The 17,019-nt window shown below is 74.1% G+C and carries 14 protein-coding genes; 11 read left to right on the forward strand and 3 right to left on the reverse strand.

Going from position 1 to position 17,019, the window contains the following annotated elements:
• Positions 1 to 97: 97 nt before the first annotated feature.
• Complete coding sequence (locus tag AB0O91_RS10740; RefSeq protein ID WP_363430095.1) at positions 98 to 1,285, forward strand: PP2C family protein-serine/threonine phosphatase; 1,188 nt, start codon at positions 98 to 100, stop codon at positions 1,283 to 1,285.
• A 50-nt stretch (positions 1,286 to 1,335) separates the two neighbouring features.
• On the opposite strand, the gene AB0O91_RS10745 is transcribed toward AB0O91_RS10740, so the two are convergent.
• Complete coding sequence (locus tag AB0O91_RS10745; protein ID WP_363430097.1) at positions 1,336 to 2,307, reverse strand: endonuclease/exonuclease/phosphatase family protein; 972 nt, start codon at positions 2,305 to 2,307, stop codon at positions 1,336 to 1,338.
• A gap of 67 nt (positions 2,308 to 2,374) precedes the next feature.
• On the opposite strand from AB0O91_RS10745, the gene AB0O91_RS10750 reads away from it, so the two are divergent.
• From AB0O91_RS10750 to AB0O91_RS10775, 6 genes are all read left to right on the forward strand, one after another.
• Positions 2,375 to 3,004 carry a PadR family transcriptional regulator gene (locus tag AB0O91_RS10750; protein WP_363430099.1) on the forward strand — a complete coding sequence of 210 codons (630 nt, stop codon included), beginning with the start codon at positions 2,375 to 2,377 and terminating at the stop codon, positions 3,002 to 3,004.
• Positions 3,005 to 3,180: 176 nt separating this feature from the next.
• Positions 3,181 to 3,945 (forward strand): ABC transporter ATP-binding protein, encoded by a 765-nt coding sequence (locus AB0O91_RS10755; RefSeq protein WP_363430101.1) that lies wholly within the window; start codon positions 3,181 to 3,183, stop codon positions 3,943 to 3,945.
• Positions 3,942 to 6,845 (forward strand): ABC transporter permease, encoded by a 2,904-nt coding sequence (locus tag AB0O91_RS10760; protein ID WP_363430103.1) that lies wholly within the window; start codon positions 3,942 to 3,944, stop codon positions 6,843 to 6,845. The genes AB0O91_RS10755 and AB0O91_RS10760 overlap by 4 nt, the downstream gene beginning before the upstream one ends.
• 257 nt (positions 6,846 to 7,102) lie before the next feature.
• On the forward strand, positions 7,103 to 8,506 hold the full coding sequence (locus AB0O91_RS10765; protein ID WP_363430105.1) for a dipeptidase: 1,404 nt from the start codon (positions 7,103 to 7,105) through the stop codon (positions 8,504 to 8,506).
• A gap of 79 nt (positions 8,507 to 8,585) precedes the next feature.
• Positions 8,586 to 9,527 (forward strand): NAD(+) diphosphatase, encoded by a 942-nt coding sequence (nudC, locus tag AB0O91_RS10770; RefSeq protein ID WP_363430107.1) that lies wholly within the window; start codon positions 8,586 to 8,588, stop codon positions 9,525 to 9,527.
• Between the two features lie 232 nt (positions 9,528 to 9,759).
• Positions 9,760 to 10,599: a GntR family transcriptional regulator gene (locus AB0O91_RS10775; RefSeq protein ID WP_363430109.1), complete on the forward strand. Its 840-nt coding sequence runs from the start codon at positions 9,760 to 9,762 to the stop codon at positions 10,597 to 10,599.
• A 25-nt stretch (positions 10,600 to 10,624) separates the two neighbouring features.
• Here the strand turns inward: AB0O91_RS10775 and AB0O91_RS10780 are convergent, their stop codons facing one another.
• Positions 10,625 to 10,882 carry a mycoredoxin gene (locus AB0O91_RS10780; RefSeq protein WP_363430111.1) on the reverse strand — a complete coding sequence of 86 codons (258 nt, stop codon included), beginning with the start codon at positions 10,880 to 10,882 and terminating at the stop codon, positions 10,625 to 10,627.
• A 308-nt stretch (positions 10,883 to 11,190) separates the two neighbouring features.
• On the opposite strand from AB0O91_RS10780, the gene AB0O91_RS10785 reads away from it, so the two are divergent.
• The 4 genes from AB0O91_RS10785 to AB0O91_RS10800 all read left to right on the forward strand — a co-directional run bounded on the left by AB0O91_RS10785 (position 11,191) and on the right by AB0O91_RS10800 (position 15,036).
• The gene (locus AB0O91_RS10785) at positions 11,191 to 13,359 is read left to right on the forward strand and encodes an ATP-dependent DNA helicase UvrD2 (protein WP_363430147.1); all 2,169 of its coding nucleotides are present in this window, start codon (positions 11,191 to 11,193) and stop codon (positions 13,357 to 13,359) included.
• Positions 13,360 to 13,654: 295 nt separating this feature from the next.
• Positions 13,655 to 14,101 (forward strand): hypothetical protein, encoded by a 447-nt coding sequence (locus AB0O91_RS10790; protein ID WP_363430113.1) that lies wholly within the window; start codon positions 13,655 to 13,657, stop codon positions 14,099 to 14,101.
• Between the two features lie 219 nt (positions 14,102 to 14,320).
• Entirely contained in the window at positions 14,321 to 14,638 is a 318-nt protein-coding gene (locus AB0O91_RS10795) for a WhiB family transcriptional regulator (RefSeq protein WP_363430149.1), read from the forward strand.
• Positions 14,635 to 15,036 carry a hypothetical protein gene (locus AB0O91_RS10800; RefSeq protein WP_363430115.1) on the forward strand — a complete coding sequence of 134 codons (402 nt, stop codon included), beginning with the start codon at positions 14,635 to 14,637 and terminating at the stop codon, positions 15,034 to 15,036. Before AB0O91_RS10795 ends, AB0O91_RS10800 begins: the two co-directional genes overlap by 4 nt.
• Before the next feature lie 189 nt (positions 15,037 to 15,225).
• Here the strand turns inward: AB0O91_RS10800 and AB0O91_RS10805 are convergent, their stop codons facing one another.
• Positions 15,226 to 16,653: an AarF/ABC1/UbiB kinase family protein gene (locus AB0O91_RS10805; RefSeq protein ID WP_363430117.1), complete on the reverse strand. Its 1,428-nt coding sequence runs from the start codon at positions 16,651 to 16,653 to the stop codon at positions 15,226 to 15,228.
• Positions 16,654 to 17,019 lie beyond the last annotated feature (366 nt).

The raw sequence follows: 17,019 nt of genomic DNA on the forward strand, positions 1-17,019 counted from the left end.
CCCGTGCTCCGGCCGCCAGCGAGGCCCGCATTCCCTAACCCTCAGTCATCGCCGCAGGTGCCCACGGCACCGGCGTCTTCTGCTGGAGAGACCGACGTTGAGCGCGACCGGATGGATCAGAGAGCGGTTCACCGGGCCGAACCCGGGACGACCCGCTCCGGGCACGACCGGCACCTGGCCGAGGACGGCGCTCGCGCTGCCCTTCATCGGCATGGTGCTGATCGTCGCCCTCGACTACCTCAGCGGCACCGAGGTGACGGTCGAACCCGCCCTCACCGCCGTACCCGCGCTGGCCGCCGTGGTCAGCCGCCGCACCTGGTACCCGCTCGCCATCGGACTGGGCACCGAGGCGGCGGCCTTCCTGATGGCCATCCGCAGCGACGCCCTCGGCGAGTCCGTGCACGCCGCCAGCGTCATCGCGATCCTGCTGGTCGCCACGATCGGCTGGGTCAGCGCCACCCTGCGGCTGCGCCAGGAACGCGCCCTGGCCGACGCCCAACTGGTCGCCTCGATCGCCCGGCGGGTGCTGCTGCGGCCCGTCCCCGAACGGGTCGGCAGCGTGCGCGCCGCCGTCCACTACGAGGCGGCCGCCGCCCACGCCCGGATCGGCGGCGACCTGTACGAGGTCGTCAACACCCGGCACGGCGTCCGGGCCGTGGTCGGCGACGTGCGCGGCAAGGGCCTCGGCGCGGTCGAGACCGCCGCCGCCGTCCTCGGCGCCTTCCGCGAGGCCGCCCACCAGGAGCCCGCCCTCGACCGGGTGGCCGGCTGGCTGGCCGTCAGCCTCGACCGCGCCCTGCACGAGAACGACCACCCGGGCGTGGAGGAGGAGTTCGTCACCCTGGTCCTGATCGGGGTCGGACCGGACGGCACCGCCGAACTCGTCAACTGCGGCCACCCGGCGCCCCTGCTGCTCCGCGGCGGCGCCGTCCACCCGCTCGAACTCGCCGAGACCGTACCGCCGTTGGGCGTCCTCGACCCGGCCGACGTCCGCCCCCCGGTGCACCGGGTGCCGCTGCACGGCGGCGACCGGGTGCTGCTGTTCACCGACGGGGTGATCGAGGCCCGCGACCGGGCCGGCGCCTTCTACCCGCTCGCCGAGCGCTTCCCGCGCTGCGCCGACGGCCGCCCCGCCGACGTCCTCCAGCGCCTGCACGAGGACGTGGTGCGGCACGTCGGCCGCCAACTCGGCGACGACGCCGCGATGCTGCTCCTGCAGTACGACCCGACCCCGCCCGCCATCGCCCATCTGCCGCAGCAGATCGGCATCCTGACGAACCGTTGAGCGCCCGCTGACCGGCCGGGCCCGTCCGACGGGCCCCGGCGGGTCGGCGGCTAGAGCGAGACCCGGACCAGCAGCGGCCGGTGGTCCGACACCCCGGCGTGCGGCGCCGCCGCCGGACCCACCGCCGCGCGCGGCACCCCCACCGCCAGCACGTGGTCGAACTGCACCGCCGGCCGGTGCGCGGGGTAGGTCGGCGTGCGCGCCAGGTCGTACCAGCCCTGCAGCCGCGCCCGCGGCTCCCGCACCCGCCGCCGGCGCGGCTCCGCCAGCACCGGCCGGGCCCGCCGGGCCGCCCGCAGCTCCCGCACCCGCGCCCGCGGCGCGGTGCGCTCCAGCGCCGTCGCCCCGCCGAGCACCGTGCGCGGCACCGCGCCGATCAGGTTGAAGTCCCCCAGCACCAGGTACGGCTGCGGCAGGTCGGCGATCCACCGCCGGATCCCGGCCAGCTGCGCCATGTTCCAGCCCGGCACGAAGGACAGGTGCGCGGCCACCACGGTGAACGGCCCGCGCTCGCCCTCCAGTACCGCCGCCAGTGCCGCCCGGGGCTCGTCCGGCACGGGAGTCAGCCCGCGCCGCCCGGCCACCCGCAGCGGCAGCCCGAACGGCGCCGGGGCGAACCGCCGGGCCCGCCAGTGCCGCACCGGCAGCCGGGTCAGCAGCGCCGTCCCGTACGAGGGCGGGGCGCCGTCGCCCAGCTCGGCCGGCCCGTACACCCGCAGACCGCTCGGCCCGGCCGGCTCCGGCAGCCAGCCCGCCACCGGCGCGGGGCGCCCGTGCAGCGCGGCGGCGAAGCGCCAGTCGCCGGCGCCCATCGCGGCGGCGGCCACCGCCGCCTGGTCCGTGCCCCCGGAGCGCGGCTGGTGCCGGTCCACCTCCTGGAGGGCCAGCACATCGGCGTCCAGCGCGGCCACCGCCTCGGCCAACGGGGCGCCCGGGTCCGCCGGGTAGGGCAGCGGCGCACCGTCCGGGCCGAGCGGCTGGCCGTGCAACAGGTTGAAGGTGGCGATGCGCAACTGGCTCACACCGCACGACGGTACCGGAGGGCGCGCGGCTTGAGGCCGCAGGGCATACCGGGTATACATACTGAGTATGTCCATCCGCCACGGTCTGCTCGCCCTGCTCGATCAGGGCCCCCGCTACGGCTACCAGCTGCGCACCGAGTTCGAGGCGCGCACCGGCGCCACCTGGCCGCTCAACGTCGGGCAGGTCTACACCACGCTGTCCCGACTCGAGCGCGACGGCCTGGTCGAGGCCGCCGGCGAGGACGAGGAGGGCCACCAGTTCTACGCCGTCACCGACGCCGGCCGCGCCGAACTGCGGGCCTGGTTCGACACCCCGGTGCCCCGGACCAACCCCCCGCGCGACGAACTCGCGATCAAGCTCGCCATGGCGGTGACCGTCCCGGGCGTGGACGTCTCCGCCGTCGTCCAGGGCCAGCGCCGGCACAGCATCAAGGCCCTCCAGGACTACACCCGGCTCAAGGGCCGCGCGCTCGCCGGCGAGACCAGACCCGGCACGGCGCCCTCGGAGAGCAACGAACTCGCCTGGCTGCTCGTCCTCGACCAACTGATCTTCCAGACCGAGGCCGAGATCCGCTGGCTCGACCACTGCGAGACCCGACTCGCCCAACAGGCCGAACTCCAGCAGGCCCGCGCCGCCGAGGCGGCCCGCGACGGCGCCGCGAAACCCAAGCGGCTCGGCCGCCGCAGCCACGCCTAGGCCGCGCCGCCCACCGGCCGCCGCACCGGCCGCGCCCGGTCACCCGACACCGGCCGCCGCCACCGCCGTGCCCGGCCACCCGAAACCACCACCCGTCGCCGCAGTCGCGCCCGACCTGCCGGACCACCGGCGGGCGCCGCGGCGCCGCACCCGTACCCAGCACTGAGGGGGGAACCGTGTCCCACACCCAACAGCCCCGGCAGACACCGGTGTTGCACCTGGAGAACGTCACCCGCGTCCACGGCCAGGGCGCCGCCGAGGTCCAGGCCCTGCGCGGCGTCGACCTCAAGGTCCACCCCGGCGAGTTCGTCGCCGTCATGGGCCCCTCCGGCTCCGGCAAGTCGACCCTGCTCACCCTCGCCGGCGGCCTCGACAGCCCCAGCACCGGACAGGTCCTGGTCGAGGGCGTCGCCCTCGGCGGACTCACCCGCAAGAAGCTCGCCCAGGTGCGCCGCCGCTCCGTCGGCTACGTCTTCCAGGACTACAACCTGATACCGGCCCTCACCGCGGCCGAGAACATCTCGCTGCCCCGCGAACTCGACGGCCTGTCCGCCCGCGCGGCCCGCCGCGAGGCCCTCGCCGCCCTGGAGGAGCTCGGCATCCCCGAACTCGCCGACCGCTTCCCCGACGACATGTCCGGCGGCCAGCAGCAGCGCGTCGCCATCGCCCGCGCCCTGATCGGCGAACGCCGTCTCGTCCTCGCCGACGAACCCACCGGCGCCCTCGACTCCACCACCGGCGAGGCCGTCCTCGCCGTCCTGCGCGCCCGCTGCGACGCCGGCGCCGCCGCCATGATGGTCACCCACGAAGCCCGGCACGCCGCCTGGGCCGACCGCGTGGTCTTCCTGCGCGACGGCCGGATGGTCGACGAGTCCGTCAGCCAGGACGCCGCCAGCCTGCTCGTCACCGCCGCCACCAACAGCGCGAAGGTGGACGAGTGAAGCTCAGCGCCTGGCGGGTCGCCCTGCGCATCGCCCGCCGTGACGCCCTGCGCGCCAAGGGCCGCAGCGCCCTGGTCGTCGCGATGGTCGCCCTGCCCGTCCTCGGCGTCACCGGCGCCGACGTGTTCTACCGCAGCTCCACCCTCGAACCCGCCGAACAGGTCGTCCGGATCATGGGCCGGGCCGACGCCGAGATCAACCTGAGCGACCGCGGCGCCACCGTCAAGCAGGCGCCCAACCCCGACGACGGCTCGATGTCCGAGAACCCCAAGTACGCGACCAAGGACGGCGCGGCCCCCGTCTACAACCCCGCCCAGCAGCGCTCCCTCGACACCGAACCGCTCAAGCTGCTCCAAGAGGTGCTCCCGGCCGGCAGCACCCTGGTGCCCGAGTACACCGGCCCCAGCACCGCGGCCAGCAGCGCCGAGGGCCTGCTCGCCACCCAGACCAGCGAAGCCGACCTGAACGACCCGATCTGGAACGGCCGGATCCAGCTGGTCCAGGGCCGCGCGCCCGCCGACGACCACGAGATCGCCGCCACCCGCGAGTTCCTCAACCGCTCCGGCCTCAAGCTCGGCGACCGCACCAGCGTGCGCGGACTGGAGTCCACCCCCTTCACCATCACCGCCGCCGTCGAGTTCCCCGGCGAGCTCAAGGCCACCCAACTCATCGCCCGGCCCGGTGCCCTGGTCGCACCGCTGGCCGGCCGGCCGGCCGCCCCGGACCAGGGCCGCAGCCCCGGCGCCGACACCGCCGCCAAGCCCTCCCAGGGCCCCGACGACGCCACCCGCTGGCTGGTCAAGCTCCCGGCCGGCGCCACCATCGACTGGGCCAAGGTCACCGAGTTCAACAGCTACGGCTACAGCGTCGCCTCCCGCGCCGTCCTGCTCGACCCGCCCGCCCGCGCCGACGTCCCCTTCTACGTCGACCTGGACAAGCGCCGCGGCGGCTCCGGCACCGCCTTCCTCGACCGCACCTCCGTCGTCATCCTGGCCACCGTCGCCGGCATGGCCCTGCTGGAGATCGTGCTGCTCGCGGGCCCCGCCTTCGCCGTCGGGGCCCGGCGCTCCCGGCGGCAGCTCGGCCTGCTCGCCGCGGCCGGTGGTGACCGCGCGAACGTCCGCGCCGTCGTCCTCGGCGGCGGAATCGTCCTCGGCCTCACCGGCGCCGCCATCGGCCTCGCCCTCGGCGTCGGCCTGGTCGCCCTGCTGCGCACCCAGGCCGAGGAGTACGCCGGCGTGCGCTTCGGCCACTTCAACCTCCAGCCGCTCGACCTGCTCGGCGTGCTCCTGGTCGGCCTGGTCACCGGGCTGCTCGCCGCCGTCGTCCCCGCCGTCCAGGCCTCCCGCCAGGACGTCGTCTCCGCGCTCACCGGCCGCGACACGCTCAAGCCCCCGAGCCGCAAGCTCGCCCTGCTCGGCCTGCTGATGCTCGCCGCCGGAACGGCCCTCGCCCTGGTCGGCGCGACCAGCGGCTTCGCCAGCCGCAGCCTCGCCGTCCTCGGCGGCTCCGCCCTCGCCGAACTCGGCATGGTCGCCCTCACCCCGTACCTGGTCGGCCTGTTCGGCAAGCTCGGCCGCTGGCTCTCGCTCGGCCCCCGGCTCGCCCTGCGCGACTCCGTCCGCCACCGCGGCCGCACCGCACCCGCCGTCGCCGCCGTCATGGCCGCCGTCGCCGGCTCCGTCGCGGTCAGCATCTACCTCGCCAGCTACGACGACCAGCAGAGCCGCGAGTACGTCGCGGCCGGCCCCGCCGGCGCCGTGCTGCTCGGCGGCTGGGTGAGCGACAACGACGTCAAACTGCTGCCCCAGCTGCGCGACACCGTCGAACACACCGTGCCCGACCTCGGCCCGCGCGCCGACGTCGCCCGGGTCACCTACAAGGGCGACTGCACGGGCGGCCGGCTCTGCGGCTACATCCGGCTCGAGCCTCCCAAGGAACTGCGCTGCCCCGTCCTCGACTACGACGAATCGCGCTCGCAGGACGAGATCAGCCGGATCATGAGGACCGACGCGCGCTGCCAGGTCAACGAACGCGCCGGCAACCACTACGGCAGCCTCACGGCCGGCGACGCCACCCTGCTGCACAACCTCTTCGGCGTCACCGACCCGGCCGCCGGCAAGGCCCTCGCGGCCGGCAAGGCCGTCGTCTTCGACCCGCGGTACGTCAAGGACGGCAAGCTCGTCATCGAGACCACCGAGCCGATCGACTACAGCGCGCCCAGCAGCACCAGGGGCAAGACGGTGCGCACCGAGCACCTCGTCGACGCCGTCCTCGCGACCGCCTCCGTCCCGGCCCACGGCCAGGCCGTGCTCAGCCCGGAGACCGCCACCCGGCTCGGCTTCGGCAGCACCCCGACCGGCTCGGTCTGGCTGCCCGCCGCCGCGCCCTCCGACGGCGCCGAACAGAAGGCCACCGGCGCGCTGTCCAAGGTCAGCGAGCAGATCGGTTTCTCGGTCGAGCGCGGCTACCAGTCCCGGGCCGGCCTGATCGGCCTCGGCCTGAACGGCTTCGCCGCCCTGGTCGCCCTCGGCGCGGCCGGCATCGCCACCGGACTGGCCGCCGCCGACTCCCAGCGCGACCTGACCACCCTCGCCGCGGTCGGCGCCGAACCGCGCATCCGGCGCTCGCTGTCCGGCTTCCAGTGCGGGGTGATCGCCGCCATGGGGACCCTGCTCGGGACCGTCTGCGGCATCCTGCCGGCGGTGGCCCTGCGCAAGGTCCAGGGCCAGGCGAGCACCTTCGCCGGGATGAGCGCCCAGGAGATCGCCGACAAGTCGTCGGTGGTCTTCCCCTGGCCCACCGTCGCCGCCACCGTCGTGGTGCTGCCGCTGGTCGCGGCGGGCCTGGCCGCGGTCCTCACCCGCTCGCGGATCTCGCTGCTGCGCCGCAGCGGCTGAGGCAGGGGCGGGGGCCCGGGCGTCGGTCCGCGTCGTCCGTCGGTCGCCCCGGTCCGCCGGTCACCCCCGTCCGCCGGTCACCCCCGTCCGCCGTCTCCCCGGCGGCGGGGGCGGCGGAGGCCGGTGAGGTGGCGGGGGCCGGTGAGGTGACGGAGGCCGGCGGGGTTCGGCGGGGTGACGGAGGTTACAGCCCCGACCGCGTCCGCCACCCCGAGGGCCGGGGCGGGCACCCGCGCGGGCGAACTACAGTCGTCGGTATGACGAAAACCCCGGACAGCGCCGTCCGCTCCTTCATCGACCGGCACCAGGCCTCCTTCCTCGCCGACCTCGGCGAGTGGCTGGCCATCCCCTCGGTCTCCGCCGACCCGGCGCGGGCCGGCGACGTCCGCCGCTCCGCGGACTGGCTGGCCGCCAAGCTGCGCGACACCGGCTTCCCGGTGGCCGAGGTGTGGGAGACCGACGGGCTGCCGGCGGTGTTCGCCGAGTGGCCGTCCGGGGACCCGTCCGCGCCGACCGTCCTGGTCTACGGGCACCACGACGTGCAGCCCGCCGCGAAGGAGGACGGCTGGGACACCGAGCCGTTCACCCCGACCGTGGTCGACGGCCGGCTGTACGCGCGCGGCGCGGCCGACGACAAGGGCCAGGTGTTCTTCCACACCCTCGGTGTGCGCGCCCACCTGGCCGCCACCGGCCGCACCGCCCCGGCCGTCAACCTCAAGCTGCTGGTCGAGGGCGAGGAGGAGTCCGGCTCGCCGCACTTCGCCGACCTGGTCCGGCGCGAGGCCGTCCGGCTGGCCGCCGACGTGGTCGTCATCTCCGACACCGGCATGTGGTCCGAGACCACGCCGACCGTGTGCACCGGCATGCGCGGCCTCGCCGACGCCCAGCTCGACCTCTACGGGCCGGACACCGACATCCACTCCGGCTCCTTCGGCGGCGCCGTCCCCAACCCGGCCCAGGTCGCGGCCGAGCTGGCCGCCGCCCTGCACGACGCCGACCGCCGGGTCGCCGTCCCGGGCTTCTACGACGGGGTCGTGGAGCTCACCGAGCGCGAGCGCGCGCTCTTCGCCGCGCTGCCCTTCGACGAGGCGCAGTGGCTGCGCGTCGCCAAGTCGTCCGGCACCCGCGGCGAGGCCGGGTACTCCACCCTGGAGCGGGTCTGGGCCCGCCCGACCGCCGAGGTCAACGGCATCTGGGGCGGCTACACCGGCCCCGGCGGCAAGACCATCGTGCCGTCCTCGGCGCACCTCAAGCTGTCCTTCCGGCTGGTCGCCGGGCAGGAGGTGGAGAAGGTCCGCGAGGCGGTCCGGGCCTGGATCGCCGAGCAGGTCCCCGAGGGCATCCGGTACGAGCTGGTCTTCCCCGGCGCGACCCGGCCCTGCCTGACCCCGCTGGACCACCCGGCGCTGCAGGCCACCGTGCGCGCGATGGGCCGGGCCTTCGAGCAGGAGATCCTGTTCACCCGCGAGGGCGGCTCCGGCCCCGCGGCCGACCTCCAGGACGTGCTCGGCGCGCCGGTGCTGTTCCTGGGCATCTCGGTGCCCTCGGACGGCTGGCACTCGGTCAACGAGAAGGTCGAGCTGGACCTGCTGGCCAAGGGCGTCGAGACCGCCGCCTACCTGTGGGGCGACCTGGCCGAGAACTTCCGGCCCGGCGCGTGAGCCCGTGCCGGAGCGCGTTTTCGCACCACGGCAGTCAGATCACTCATCCGGATGATTCACCACATGGGGATGGAACGAAGTGAGCACCGTGCCTGAGACCGAGCGCCCGCAGGCCCTGGCCCTCGCCAGGGCCGGGGTGGACCGGGCGGCCGAGCACCGGTTCGACGAGCCCTGGCTGGCGGCCGCCTGGAGCCACCCCACCACCCGGGTGCTGCCGATCGCCGGCGGCGAGGCCTTCGTCGTCGACACCGCCGAGGGCACCGAACTCGTCCTGCTGCCCTCCTTCGAGGCGCCGCAGACCGGGGACCGCTACTTCCTCGGCACCGACCAGGACGGCGTCTCCTACTTCGCGCTGGCCGGCGAGAGCCTGCCCGGCCGACTGGACGGCGACGCCCGTCCGGCCGGGCTGCGGGAGGTCGGCGCGCTGCTGTCGGACCGCGACGCCGGGCTGCTGGTGCACGCCGTCGCCCTGGAGCACTGGCACCGGCTGCACAGCTTCTGCTCGCGCTGCGGCCACCCGACCGAGAAGGCCGGCGCCGGGCACGTGCGGCGCTGCACCTCCTGTGCGGCCGAGCACTACCCGCGCACCGACCCGGCGGTGATCATGGTGATCACCGACGAGCAGGACCGCTGCCTGCTCGGCCGCCAGGCGCTCTGGCCGGAGGGCCGCTGGTCCACGCTGGCCGGCTTCGTCGAGCCGGGGGAGTCGATCGAACAGGCGGTCGCCCGCGAGGTGCAGGAGGAGGCGGGGGTGCGGGTCGGCGAGGTCCGCTACGTCGCCAGCCAGCCCTGGCCGTTCCCGTCCAGCCTGATGCTCGGCTTCACCGGCAAGGCGGTGCCCGGCGGCACCGAGATCACCGTGGACGGCGAGGAGCTGGCCGAGGCGCGCTGGTTCTCCCGCGAGGAGCTGCGGGCCGGGATGGAGGCGGGCGAGATCCTGCCGCCCTCCGGCATCTCGATCGCCCGCCACCTGGTCGAACTCTGGTACGGCGAACCGCTGCCGTCGGCGGCGCGCTGGTAATCCTGTACGAATTCCGGGTGCGATCCCGGCGGTAGAGGGGCGCGTGGTTTATACCGCGCGCCCCCGAATTCCTTTCCACGCCCTTCCCGAATCCCTCACGACCGGCTGTTCGTGACCGGACGGGCCAGTTCTGCTACCGCAGCGCACCCCGACGCCCCCACCGTCGACCCGCCCGGACGACATTGCCGGAAACGGCTGAAACCGTGTCACCGTGCTCGCTACATTCACTCGGGTGACAATCCCCCGGGGCACCGCCCAATCCCCCAAATACCAGCGCCTCGCCGCCGACCTGCGCCGCCGGATCGCCGAGGGCGAGTTCACCGCCGACGCCGCCCTGCCGGTCGAGAGCGAACTGGAGCGCCAGTACGGCGTCGCCCGCAACACCGTCCGGCTCGCCGTCGACGTCCTGGTCAACGAGGGCCGCCTGGTCCGCCTCCAGGGCAAGGGCACCTACCTGCGCGAACACCCCGTGCTCGACCACCGCGCCTACGGGCCCACCCTGCCCCCCGCGCCGCGCGACTGCCTCGCCGCGCCCTCCACCGTCTACCTCGGCGAAGCCGCCGACGCCGGGCGCGAACTCAGCACCGACTTCGAGATGATGATCGTCCGGGCCCGGGTCGACATCGCCGAACGCCTCGGACTGCGCCCCGGCGAGGCCATCGTCGTCCGCCGCCAGCTGCGCCTGCTCGACCGCGAGCCGTACTCCATCGAGGAGAGCCACTACCGGGCCGGACTCGCCGCCGGCACCCCGCTGATGGAACCCGACCCCGTCGACGGCGGCGACGAGGCCGTGCTCGCCACCCTCGGCCGCACCGAGGTCGGCGCCGTCGACCACCTCGTCGCCCGGATGCCCGGCCCCGAGGAGGCCCAGTGGTTCCAGGGCGGCCCGGGCGTGCCGCTGATGGTCCAGACCCGCGTCACCTACGACCGGCGCGGCCCCGTCCGGGTCATCGAGACCCGCTACTCCGCCGACCGCAGCCGGCTCGTCTACGGCATCGGCGACCTCGGCGCGCGCACCACCCTGCCCGCCCCCGCCGCCCCCGTCGACCCCGCCCGGGCCGACGCGCCGTGAGGCGCGCCGACCCGCCACCGCCGGGTCAGGCCGCCAGGGCCTTCTTGACCTGGATCAGGCTCGGGTTGGTCATCACGACCTGCTCGCCGCCGCCGACCGGCCGGACCAGCACCGTCGGCACCGTCTGGTTGCCGTTGTTCACCGACTCGACGAACTCCGCCGACGCCGGGTCCTCCTCGATGTTGATCTCGGTGTAGCCGATGCCCTCGCGGTCCAACTGGCTCTTGAGCCGGTTGCAGTAACCACACCAGGTCGTGCTGTACATCGTCACGGTGCCGGACATCGAGGGGGCTCCTTCGGAAGAGGGGGTTCGTACGTTCTCACAGGCGCAACGTCCACCGCGTGGCAGGCATTCCGGTGCTCCGGGCGCTCCGGAAACTCCGACTGCTCGGGCCCGACCGGCGGCGGCTGGCCGGTGTGCCGAGTGATCATCCTGCGATCGCACCGGGCCTGTGGACAACCCCGCCCCGGTTGTCCTCCCGGGCTGAGAGGATGGAACGCATGCAGGAAGACCTCTTGAGCGGCAGCCCGTACGACGGCCCCCACGGCTCCGCCTGGGCCGACCCCGGCACCGCCACCGGCCCCGACGCCGTGCTGGCCGGGCTCGACCCCGAACAGCGCGCCGTCGCCACCGCCCTGCACGGCCCGGTCTGCGTCCTCGCCGGCGCCGGCACCGGCAAGACCCGCGCCATCACCCACCGCATCGCCTACGGCGTGCGTAGCGGCGTCTACCAGCCGGCCCAGGTCCTCGCCGTCACCTTCACCGCCCGCGCCGCCGGCGAGATGCGCGGCCGACTGCGCCAGCTCGGCGCCGACGGCGTCCAGGCCCGCACCTTCCACGCCGCCGCCCTGCGCCAGCTCCAGTACTTCTGGCCGCGCGCCGTCGGCGGCCCCGTGCCCCAGCTGCTCGAACGCAAGGTCCAGCTCGTCGCCGAGGCCGCCGGCCGCTGCGGGCTGCGCGTCCAGCGCACCGAACTGCGCGACCTCACCGCCGAGATCGAATGGGCCAAGGTCACCCAGACCGCCCCCGAGGACTACCCCGCCGCCGTCGCCAAGTCCGGCCGCGAAGCCCCCCGGGACCCGGCCGAGACCGCCCAGGTCTACCGCGTCTACGAAGAGACCAAGACCCGCCGCGGCAACATCGACTTCGAGGACGTCCTGCTCCTCACCGCCGCCATCCTGGAGGACCGCCCGGACATCGCCGAGCAGGTCCGCAACCAGTACCGGCACTTCACCGTCGACGAGTACCAGGACGTCTCTCCGCTCCAGCAGCGCCTGCTCGACCAGTGGACCGGCCCCGGCGGCGGCGCCAGCCTCTGCGTCGTCGGCGACGCCAGCCAGACCATCTACTCCTTCACCGGCGCCACCCCCGACTACCTGCTCAACTTCCGCAGCCGCCACCCCCAGGCCACCGTCGTCAAGCTCGTCCGCGACTACCGCTCCACCCCCCAGGTGGTCCACCTCGCCAACGGACTCCTCGCCCAGGCCCGCGGCGAGGCCGCCCGCCACCGCCTCGAACTCGTCTCCCAGCGGGAGGCCGGCCCCGAACCGGTCTACACCGAGTACGAGGACGAACCCACCGAGGCCGAGACCACCGCCCGCCGGATCAAGGACCTCCTCGCCGCCGGCGTGCGCGCCAGCGAGATCGCCGTCCTGTTCCGCACCAACGGCCAGTCCGAGGTCTACGAACAGGCCCTCGCCGACGTCGGCGTCCCCTACCAGCTCAAGGGCGCCGAACGGTTCTTCGAACGCCCCGAGGTCCGCGACGCCGGCGTCCTGCTGCGCGGCGCCGCCCGTGCCGCCGACGACCCGCTCACCGCCGGCGCCCCCGACCTGGCCGGCCAGGTCCGCGCCGTCCTCGCCAGCCGCGGCTTCACCCCCGAACCCCCCGCCGGCTCCGGCGCCGTCCGGGACCGCTGGGAGTCCCTCGCCGCCCTCGTCCGGCTCGCCGAGGAGTTCGAGCGCACCCGCACCGCCGAAGGCCTCGGAACGGACCTCGCCGCCTACGTCGCCGAACTCGACGCCCGCGCCAACGCCCAGCACGCCCCCGCGGTCGAAGGCGTCACCCTCGCCTCCCTGCACGCCGCCAAGGGCCTCGAATGGGACGCCGTCTTCCTCGTCGGCCTCACCGAGGGCACCCTGCCGATCATCTACGCCAAGACCGACGAACAGGTCGAGGAGGAACGCCGCCTCCTCTACGTCGGCGTCACCCGCGCCCGCAAACACCTCAGCCTCTCCTGGGCCCTCTCCCGCTCCCCGGGCGGCCGCGCCTCCCGCAAGCCCAGCCGCTTCATGGACGGGCTGCGCCCCGGCTCCGCCGCCCCCGGCGCACGCACCGGCGCGCGGAACGGCCGGGGGAGCGTCGAGCCCGGCGAGCGCTCCGCCGCCCGACGGGTCCGCGGCCCGGTCAAGTGCCGGGTCTGCGACAAGCCGCTCACCGACGCCGTCGAACGCAAGCTGCGCCGCTGCGAGGGCTGCCCGTCCACGATGGACGAGGGGCTGTACGAACGCCTGCGCGAGTGGCGGGCCGGGCGGGCCAAGGAGCAGGGCGCCCCGGCCTACGTGGTGTTCACCGACGCGACCCTGATGGCGATCGCCGAGGACGTGCCCTCCTCCCGCCAGGAACTGGCCCTGATCTCCGGGGTCGGCGCCATGAAGCTGGACAAGTACGGGGCAGCCGTGCTCTCGTTGTGTGCGGGGGAGGAGCCCGAGGAGGATCCGGACGGCGTCGAGGACGACGGTCCGGTCGATCCGGCGTGAGCCGGCACGGGCGCGGTCCAGGGGACTGCTCGGGGGACTTCGCAACCGCTGCGCGGCGTCGCGCGGATCACGCCGTCGATGGCGTCGCGTGAACTCGCGTGAAAAATAGTTTGCGCGGCATACCGGGAGCGCAATAGCCTGCCGGAGCGGTCAAGGGGACGCGGTCGCACGGGGTGAAACCTGTGCTGATCCCCCTCGCCACACAGCTACACCGAGACAGACATCCGAACATTCGGAGCCAGGGGAACCAGGCTCCGCGAGACGCCGAGAGGAGGCGAAGACAGTGGGAAACATCATGATCACCAAAATGACTGGCCAGACCGTTGTCGCTGCCTCCCTGCGTGCCGCCCGTCTGCGGGCGCTCGCCGAGCTCGGTGGAACCGGTCTGGGTCTCGACGCCACCGGTGTCTCCGTCGCCTCCGTTGTCAGTGGTCTTGGACACACTGATCTGTGCCTCACGGGCGGCAGGAGTGTCGAAGGCACCGTTGTCGAGACCGGTCTGTCCCGTGGCTGGGCGCAGGTCGGCACGTCGCGTCCCGAGTGCGACGAGCGACCGCTCCAGGCACCGAAGTCAGTCGTAATGGCCGCCATGCATGGCGACTATGCGCAGGTCATCGGTGCCGGAAACGCCCAGAAGCAGAACAAGCAGCAGATCAACCAGGCCGTGGCCGCCTTTATCGGCGCCAAGGCCATCCGGATGCGGGCCTTCCGCGGGCCTGAACCCTGGAGAGAACGAACCTGAGCACGCCTCAGGTCGGCACCTCCAGGGCCGCGGAACCCGTCACACCGGGATCCGCGGCCCTTCTGTTTTGTCCGGTACGCAAGACCACCCAGGCCCTCCGGGGCCTCCGGCCCAGCACCACCAGTCCCCTGGGCCGGAACCACTGAGAAGACGAGGAAGACGCCCACAGTGTCCACGGTCATCACGCCGCCCATCCCGTCCGTACCGCCGACAAGCCAGATCACCAAGGCCGACCAGGCCGACCCTCCGGAGGTTCCGTTCATGCAGCTCAACTCGATCGAGCAGGCCGAGGCGCTTGGCCTTCCCATCCCCTGCCGCGCCTTCGACCCCGAGGTCTTCTTCGCCGAGACGCCCGCCGACGTCGAGTACGCGAAGTCCCTCTGCGGGACCTGCCCGGTGAAGGACGTCTGCCTCACCGGCGCCCTCGAGCGACGCGAGCCGTGGGGCGTCTGGGGCGGCGAGCTGTTCGTCCAGGGTGTCGTCGTGGCCCGCAAGCGGCCGCGTGGCCGCCCGCGCAAGACCGAGGTCATGGCGTGAACCCCGCCAACGAGCCCAGGGTCGTCCGCCGGGGAGAGCAGCCCCCGCTGGACAGCGCCCTGCGCCGATCCGTACGGCTCGCCGCCGCCAAGGCCGACGCAGCAGCCCGCACCATCCCATTCCCGAGCACGCACCACGAGCAGGACCACCACATGACCCCCGCCGCCATCGATCCCACCGTCCGCGCTGAGCAGACCACCGAACTTCAGATCCAGAACAGGACCCTCGAAATGCAACTTCTGCATGAATCCCTGGCCCGTGCCCATATGCAAGACAGGCTCCACGAGGCCGAGGAGCAACGCCTCGTCAGCCGGGTCGCGCGGGCGCGCCGGCTCCGGCAGCGGGCCGAGCGGGCCTCGCTGCGGGCCCGCAAGGCGCTCGCCGTCGCGCTGATGTAGTCGCTCCCGTCACGAGAGCCTCAGCGCTGATCCGACTGACCCCCGTCGTGCCGCAGGCCGCCCCCGTTCGCTGGGAGCGGCCTGCGGTCGTTGTCGTCGGTCGTCGTCCGGCCGGAGTCGATTGGCCGACGGGTGTGCGGTGAGTGGTGCCCGGTGGGTGGTGACGGGCCCGGGAGGGAGGCGGTGGGCTCAGGGGCGGGTGGGCTTGGCCCGCTTCGCCTGCGGGCGTGTCGTGGCGGGCTCAGCCGGCTTGTTCCGCTCGTCCCGCTCGGCCCGCCGCACGGGCGGCTCGCCGGAGAACTCGGGCAGCCACTCCAGCATCTCGGCCCGGAACGGTGCCTTGGCACCCAGCTGGCACAACACCCCGATGGTGCTCAGCGTCACCCGGTGGATCAACAGGTACGCGGGCGGCAGGTTCAGCTGCTTGCCCAGGTTGTACGCGGGCGACCGCGGATCGGCGATCCGGGTGGCCTGGGCGCGCATCCAGGTACGGGTGAAGTGGAAGCTGTCCACCGCGGCCGGCTCGATGATCGGCAGCAGATAGTCCAGCACCGCGTCCGGATCGAGCTGGATCGAGGGCTTCACGAAGCCCTCCTCGCGCAGCATCTTCAGGACGCCCGCCGCGTCCCCGTCCAGGGCCATCCGCAGTGAGGCCCCGATCGGCGCGGGCAGCCCGCCCGGCAGGCGGTCCACCGTGCCGAAGTCCAGCACGCCCAGCCGCCAGCCCTCGGCCGGGCCGTCGTCCTTCAGCAGCCGGAAGTTGCCCGGGTGCGGGTCCGCGTGCAGCAGACCGGTCCGGGCCGGGCCGGCGAACAGGAACCGGGCCAGCAGCCGCCCGGCTCGGTCGCGCTCCTCCTGGGTGCCGTTCGCGATCACCTCGGCCAGCGGGGTGCCGTCCATCCACTCGGTGACCAGCACCTGGTCGGCCTGCGCCACCACGCCCGGCACCACGATGTCCGGATCGCCCGCGAACTCCTCGGCGTGCCGGCGCTGGGCCTGCGCCTCCAGCGCGTAGTCCAGCTCCTCCGAGACCCGTTCGCGCAGCTCGGTGATCAGCGGCTTGATGTCCAGCCCGGGGATCAGCGGGCCGAGCAGCCAGGCGACCCGGCTCAGCTGGGAGAGGTCGGAGAGCAGGGCGTCGCCCGCGCCCGGGTACTGCACCTTGACCGCGACCCGCCTGCCGTCGTGCCAGACCGCACGGTGCACCTGGCCGATCGAGGCGGCCGCCGCCGGACGGTCGTCGAACTCCAGGAACAGCCCACGCCAGTCCTCCCCGAGGCGCTGGGCGAGCGCCGTGTGCACCTTGGCGGCGGGCATCGGGGGAGCGGCGTCCTGCAGCTTGGTCAGCGCGGCCCGGTACGGCCCGGCGACCTCCTCGGGCAGCGCGGCCTCGAAGACGGACAGCACCTGCCCGAACTTCATCGCCCCGCCCTTCAGCTCACCCAGGACCTTGAACAACTGGTCGGCGGTGGCCTGCTGCAACTCGGCCGTCACCACCTCGGCGGAGCGGCCGCCGATGCGCTTGCCCAGTCCGAGCGTGGCGCGGCCGGCTATCCCCAGGGGCAGGGCGGCGAGCCGTGCCGTGCGGGTCACTGCCTTGCGCGGAAGATCGCTCACCCGGGCCTCCAATCCCCTGGCCCCCCGACACCGGACGGCCCTCCATCACTAGGCCATTGTGCCCGCTTCCCGGGCCGGTTCCGGCGGTAATTCGCGGGGGCGGAGGCGGTGGCTTCGCTTTGCGGGGAGATGGGGGGCTTGGTCTGTGTGGGCGGGGGGTGGGTGGGGTGTGCATCGCTCGTGAGTGGTGCTCCGGAGCTCCACTGTTGACGCTTCGGGGGCCCGCCCCCTCCCCCCACCCCCCACCCGCCCTCCTCCTCCCGCCTCACCCGCCGCCTGCCCGCCCACCCACCTCCACACTCGCCCTGTGCCTCCCGGAACAGCGGCTCCCGCTTCCTTCCGGCCCGCGCCCTGCCCCAGGCAGGG

It is taken from the genome of Kitasatospora sp. NPDC089797, assembly GCF_040684795.1.
Taxonomy (GTDB): domain Bacteria; phylum Actinomycetota; class Actinomycetes; order Streptomycetales; family Streptomycetaceae; genus Kitasatospora.